Genomic DNA, 6,084 nt, shown 5'->3' with positions numbered 1-6,084 from the left:
AGCAGGGTGCGGTTGGCGATGAGCACCCGCGGCTCCTGGAGGAAGGGCAACCCCAAGGGGCGCGGGGAACTGCGCGACCAGCCACTCACCGGGCGGGTGGTCCCGGGACCGACAGGACGGGGCACCCTGGGGGGTCAGGGGCGCCGCGGGACCTGGGGGACGGGCTGGCGTAGGCCGCGGCGGCGCACCGTTGAGGTCCAGGCGGCGACTTCGGCCGCGTCGGCGTGGGCCGGGGCCCAGAGCCGTACGGTCGTGGTCTCGACCAGTTCGTGGAAGCCGCCGCGCAGGTCGCGCAGGACCCAGGCGGAGGAGCGCTTGCGCCGCACGGGAACGCCGACGACGGGCCCGTTGGGGGTCTCGGCCTGCCAGATCAGCGCGCGGGTGAGCGGCTCGAAGAGCGGATCGTCGAGGTGGACCTCGCACCAACTTCCGGCCGGCCGCCCGGGATCGGCGTGCAGGAGCTCGGCGAGCAGACCACGGTAGGCGGTCACCTCGGCCCGCAAGGAGGTGAGTTGGGCCCGCAGGGCGGCGTACAGCGCCGGATCACCGTTCCGCACCTTCGCCGGCGCGTCCTCGAGCATCCGCCCGTGCGGGTTGCGGAAGCCGAGCGTCACGTGACCGTCGGGGTGCACACGGAAGACGGCGACGTACGGCCCGGCCTGCACCTGGAGCAGGCGGTGGCCATCGGGCTGGGGGAGGTGCGCCAGCCGCGCCCGCACCTCGGTCGCGGTGCGGACGACCGCGGCGGGCGGGTCGGCGAGCAGGCGATGGTGCCGGCCGGCGGCGGGGGCGCGGGTCAGCGCGGCGAGTGCGGCGAGCCCACCGCGCAGGAAGAGCGCGGCGCCGTCGCCGCCCGGTCCCCGGTCGATCGCGAGCATGCCGTCCCCCAACTCCCGTACCAGCCCGGCATCGTCACTCACGCAGGCGGCCCAGGCGAGCGCGACCAGGAGCCATCCGCTGACCTCGCCGATCCGCCCGCGGTGCAACTCGGCCCCGACGCAGGTGGCGGGCTCGCCGCGGACCGCCCGCAGCAGCGTCCGGACCGTCCGGCGGGCTTCCGGCGAACACTGCAACAGCTCCCGCATCCGGCCCAACCACGCGTACGGCGGCCGCACGTCGGTCACCAGACCGCACAACTCCAGCAGCTCCGGCGCCGGCGGCTCGTAGAGCTCGGTGCCGAGGGCGCAACGGGCCGCTGTGGCGAACGGATCGTCGCGCACCAGCACGTCGTCCACGTCGTAGGGCAGGTCGAGCAGGGCCCGCAGCCGGCTCAGGCATGCCTCGGGCTCGTCGAGACGGGACGGCCGGCCGGGCGGGCGGACCATGGAGCGGCAGCCCGTACGGACGGCGAGCGCGGCACGCACATACCGCAGGAAGGGCCCGCGCTCGCTCTCCGGCAACTCCTCCAGCGCGGCGAGCGGCAGTTGCAGGGCCCGCTCCCCGTGCGCCCACGGTCCGTACGGACGTGGGCCGTTGCCCACGTTCCCCAGCGCGAGCGCGAACAACTCGTGCACCTGCCCGGGCGACCACCCGCAGCGTGTCGCCGCCAGCGCCCGCCCGATGTACCACTCGACGTCGTCGGCCTCCAGACCGGCGCGCTCCTGCTGTAGCCGCAGCGCGATCCGGCGCCGCTCGTCCTCGGCCAGCCCCGCCACCAGTGCCGCGCAGTGGTCGAAAGGCGGCAGCGAATCGCCACGCACCTTCAACGGCTGCCGCTGCCAGGCCCGTTCGTCCTTCCTGGAGGCTCTGACCAGCGCCCGGGACAGGCTGCGCGGCCGCAGCGGTTCGCCCGATCCGCGGTTCCAGGACCGTGGGAAGTGCCGCCCGCTGTACGGGCGGCCTCCGCGGCTCCACATCGCCCTCACCTCGCCTTCCCGTGAACGCCCGGTCGGGTCCCTCGGCCGCGCGCCGCGCCCACCCGCCTTGCGGACCGTGACTGTCCGCAAGGCGCCGTACCGTAACGACCATGGTCATCGAACCGGTCACCCGGCGCACCCTCAACCGGACTCTGCTGTCCCGCCAACTCCTTTTGCAGCGGGCGGACATGAGCCCGGCGGACGCCGTCACGCACCTGTTGGGCCTCCAGTCGCAGAACGCCACCTCCGTCTACCCGGGGCTGTGGACCCGGCTGGCCGGCTTCGACTTCGCCGCGTTCGGCCGCCTCCTCGCCGAACGCCGCGTCGTACGACTGGCGTTGATGCGCAACACCGTGCATCTGGTGACGGCGGCGGACGCGCTGCGGTTGCGGCCGTGGCTGCAACCCGCCCTCGACCGGGGGCTGCGCTCCTCCGCGTGGGCCGCGGGGATCGCCGGGGTCGGCCGGGACGCGCTGCTCGCCGCCGGGCGCGAGGCGCTGGCCGAACAGCCGCTCGGGCCCTCCGAGTTGCGCACCCTGCTCGGTGCGCGGTTCCCCGCCGCCGACCCGGCCTCGCTGGTCAACGTGCTACGGACCTGGGCACCGCTCGTGCAGGTGCCACCGCGCGGCGTGTGGGGCGTACCCTGCGGCGTCCGGTACGCCTTCGCCGACGACTGGCTCGGCGCGCCGCTCGCCGCCGACCCCGACCCGGCCGGGCTCGTCCGCCGCTACCTCGCCGCGTTCGGCCCCGCCGGTCCCGCCGACATGCAGAAGTGGTCCGGAGCCACCGGCCTCAAGCGGCTGTTCGCCGATCTCGACCTGCGGACGTACGCCGCCGAGGACGGGCAGGTCCTTTACGACCTGCCCGACGCCGAACTCACCGACCCCGACACCCCCGTGGCCGCGCGCTTCGTCGCCGACTTCGACAACCTCCTGCTCTCGCACGCCGACCGCACCCGCATCCTCGGCGACGTGCCCAAGTCCCGGGTGATCTCCGTCAACGGGATCGTCAGCGGCACGATCCTCCTGGACGGGTTCGTCGGGGGGACCTGGCGGTTCGAGCGGGCCAAGGGTGCCGCGGCGGTCGTCGTCACCCCGTTCGCGCCCCTACGGGCACCCGACCGCGACACCCTTGAGGCGGAGGGACTCCGCCTCCTCGCCACCGCGTACGAGGGCGCCCCCGAGGTCCGCGGGGTCCGCTTCGCGCGTGCGTAGTCCGAGTGACGCCCCCGGGTGCGCCGTACCCTGGAACCGAGGGCGGCACCGGGTGGTTTGCCTGTTGGAGTGGGCGGTGGCGAGGCCGGTGCCGGGGGGCTCGCGGCGCGTACTCTGGTGCGGGGGGCTTGACTTCGTTCCGGGAGCCGCATCGTGACTGATCCGTCCATCAACGGAGAACTGACGACCGGTGAGTTGATCCGCCATCATCGTGAGCGGCGAGGCATGTCGCGTCCGGTGCTGGCCGGGTTGGTCGGGCGGTCGTCGGACTGGTTGAAGAAGATCGAGAACGGGGACCGCGATCTGCGGTCACTGCCGATGCTCTTCCGGCTGGCGCAGGCGCTTCGGCTGGACGACGTGGCCACGCTCACGGGTGGCGATGCCACCGTTCCCGTCGATCACTGGGGCAAGCTGTCCCACCCGGCGGTGCCGGCGCTCAGGGACGCGGTTCACGCGTCGATCTTCCGTCGCTCCCCGTTCGAGGCGAGCAGTGTGCAGGAACTGGCCGGACGGGTGCGGCAGGCGTGGTCGACGTGGCATTCCTCGCGTCGGCAGCGGACCGAAGTAGGGGCGGTGCTTCCTGATCTGCTGACGGCGTGCCACGCCGCCACCAGAGGAACCGAGGGAGCGGAACGTCGGCGCGCCTACCTGGTCACGGCGGAGGCTTACGCGCTGGCCCAGCAGTTCGCCGCGCACACCACGGAACCGGAGCTGTACTGGCTGACCGTGGACCGGGCCCGGATGGCGGCGGAGGAAGCGGATGACCCCGTTCTGCTGGCTGCCGCCGCATGGATCGTGGGCAACGGCCTCCGGGAGAACGGCCACACGGAAGAGGCACTGCGTCTGGTCGCCGAGGCGGCGGCCACCCTCCGCCCGCGCCTTGAGGACGGGCCCGACATCCTGCGCGGGACCTTCGGGGCGCTGTGCCTTCACGCGGCGGTCACCTCCGCGCGGGAGGGGCGCGACGGTGACGCCTGGCGGTGGTGGGACGAGGCGAACGCGGTCGCACAGCGCATGCCGGACTACGCCCACCCCTGGACGATGTTCGGCACGGGCAACGTGGCGGTTCACGCGGTCACCATCGGCGTCGACCTGCACACTCCCGGCGCCGCGCTCCGCCGTGTCTCGGAAACCGTCCCCGAGTCGATTCCGTCAGTGGAGCGCCGCTCTCGTCTGTTCCTGGACGCAGCCCGATCGGAGTACGCCCGCAAGGAGCCGGCCGGTGCGCTGCACTACCTCCAGCGGGCAGTGGAGACGTCGCCCGACGCGATCAGGTACGTGCCGTCAGGGCGGGCGCTGGCCGCGGACCTCGTCCGCTCCGTGCCTCGGCCGCTGCGCGCCGAGGCCGCCGAACTCGCCTCTTCCGTAGGCGTCTTGGCGGCGTAGCCGCTCCCTTGTGCAGGGGGACAGTTTGTCCCCTTTCGACCGGTGGATCGGTCCTATCGTCGTCCTCATGACGGCTGAGCACCGAGACCGAGCACCGCTGCACCCCGACTCCCCTTTACAGCAACGGGAATCCGGCACCGTTCGACGCCTCCCGTGGCCGGGGCCGGACGGAGGTGCGTGCTACCTCCGGACAGACGGGTGCCGTGCTTCGGCCTTGTGGCGGCTGGCCGACGAGATGGAGTCGGTGCAGCTCGGGATGGGTCGGGAACTGCTGGGCTTTGTCCGTCGGACGCTGGCGGAGTCGACGCCTTCGGACTGCGAACTCCAGGGCATGGTGGCGCACTTGTGCACGGCGCTGTCGGACGCGTTGCGGGTCGCCGACAGCCGCGGGGCGCTGCTGGGCCTGCCCGGAAGCAGGGATCAGGTGGGATCGGCGGAGAACGTCACCCTTTGATCGGGTCCGGCTTTGACGCGTGAACTCCCCCTTGTAGCTCAGTCGGTGAGAGCCCGGGCTGTGTCGCACCCTTCTTCCGTTCATGGGTGCGGGCCGACCCGATGAGTCCGGTTCGCCGCCGGGCAACCCGTCCCGCTCCAACCCCGTGCCGGGGCGTCCCCGCTCCGTGAGATCAGCGGGCTCGCTCGAACGCGCGGCCCTCGGTCGTGATCACGGGGCCGCTGTGGAAGAGGCCGGTGCTGGGGGCGCCGTCCTTCGCGGGGAGGCCGAACCAGGCGTACCGCTGGAGGTAGGGCAGGCCGTCGAGCATGGTCGCGGCGGCCGTGAGGAAGGCGGCCTGCTGCTGGTCGGTGGGGTAGCGGGCGGTGCCGCCGGAGAAGTCGGTGAGCGCGAACTCGGTGAGCCAGATGGGCTTGTGGTAGCGGTCGTGGACGGCCTGGAGGTAGGACTTGAGCTGGGCGACGGCGTCGGGCGTGGTGAAGTCGCCGCCGTACCAGTGCAGCGTGATGAAGTCGACGCGGTAGCCCTTCTGCCGCGCGCCGGTCATGAAGCGGTCGAGCCAGCCCCCGGGTGTGTCGCCGCCGTACGCGACGGCGGGACTGCCCAGCACCTTCCCGGCGGACTCCAACTTCGGCCACAGCGTGAGAGCTTGGTCGACCGTCATGTTCGACTGCCCTGACATGTCGGGCTCGTTGAAGCCCAGCAGGTACGGTCCCGCGGCCTTCGCCTGCGCGAGCGCGGCCGAACTCGCGCTGTCCGCACCCCAGATCATCGGTACGAAGCCGGGGCCGCTGATCCCGGCGTGGGTGGTGGACCAGGTGTAGTACCAGCTCGCGCCGGACTGCCGGAGCGCGGTGTTCACGCCGTCGAAGGTCCACACGCCGACGCCCTTGCGGGTGGACGTCGCCGGTGCGGCGGGCGGTGGTGGGGCCTTGACCGGGGTGGGCGTGGTCGACTTCGGAGTCGGCTTGCGGGTCGTGGGTGTGGCGGTCGAGGGCGTCGGCGAGGGGGTCGTCGGCGCAGGGGTGGTGGGTGCGGCAGCGGGGGCCGTCGCCGTGGGCGGGGCGGACGGCGCGGCGTCGGCGGCCGGCGCGGACGGGTCGGCGGCGAGGTGCACCGCCAGCAGCGCGCCCGCCGCCACGGCCGCGACCGCGCTCACCGCGGCGGCGGGCCC

General features: G+C 73.2%; 5 protein-coding genes. 3 read left to right on the top strand and 2 right to left on the bottom strand.

Going from position 1 to position 6,084, the window contains the following annotated elements:
• Positions 1-134: 134 nt before the first annotated feature.
• On the bottom strand, positions 135-1,856 hold the full coding sequence (locus tag AB0399_RS40185; RefSeq protein ID WP_366414657.1) for a DUF4132 domain-containing protein: 1,722 nt from the start codon (positions 1,854-1,856) through the stop codon (positions 135-137).
• Positions 1,857-1,966: 110 nt separating this feature from the next.
• Between AB0399_RS40185 and AB0399_RS40180 the strand changes: the two genes are divergently transcribed.
• From AB0399_RS40180 to AB0399_RS40170, 3 genes are all read left to right on the top strand, one after another.
• Positions 1,967-3,070: a winged helix DNA-binding domain-containing protein gene (locus AB0399_RS40180; RefSeq protein ID WP_366414656.1), complete on the top strand. Its 1,104-nt coding sequence runs from the start codon at positions 1,967-1,969 to the stop codon at positions 3,068-3,070.
• A gap of 153 nt (positions 3,071-3,223) precedes the next feature.
• A complete protein-coding gene (locus AB0399_RS40175; RefSeq protein ID WP_366414655.1) occupies positions 3,224-4,456 on the top strand; it encodes a helix-turn-helix transcriptional regulator in 1,233 nt (410 codons plus the stop codon).
• Between the two features lie 214 nt (positions 4,457-4,670).
• Positions 4,671-4,910, top strand: coding sequence for a hypothetical protein (locus AB0399_RS40170; protein WP_329363642.1), 240 nt, complete (start codon positions 4,671-4,673; stop codon positions 4,908-4,910).
• A gap of 172 nt (positions 4,911-5,082) precedes the next feature.
• Here AB0399_RS40170 and AB0399_RS40165 read toward each other — a convergent pair.
• On the bottom strand, positions 5,083-6,084 hold a 1,002-nt coding region (locus tag AB0399_RS40165), incomplete at its 5' end, for a glycoside hydrolase family protein (RefSeq protein ID WP_366414654.1).

Origin of the sequence: Streptomyces sp. NPDC088194 (assembly GCF_040702025.1) — a bacterium.
GTDB lineage: Bacteria > Actinomycetota > Actinomycetes > Streptomycetales > Streptomycetaceae > Actinacidiphila.
This window is presented reverse-complemented; position numbering and strand designations above follow the sequence as displayed.

Bases quoted from the DNA above. Each gene is read 5' to 3' on its own strand.
- AB0399_RS40180 (WP_366414656.1), top strand. From the start codon at position 1,967: ATGGTCATCGAACCGGTCACCCGGCGCACCCTCAACCGGACTCTGCTG.
- AB0399_RS40185 (WP_366414657.1), bottom strand. From the start codon at position 1,856: ATGTGGAGCCGCGGAGGCCGCCCGTACAGCGGGCGGCACTTCCCACGG.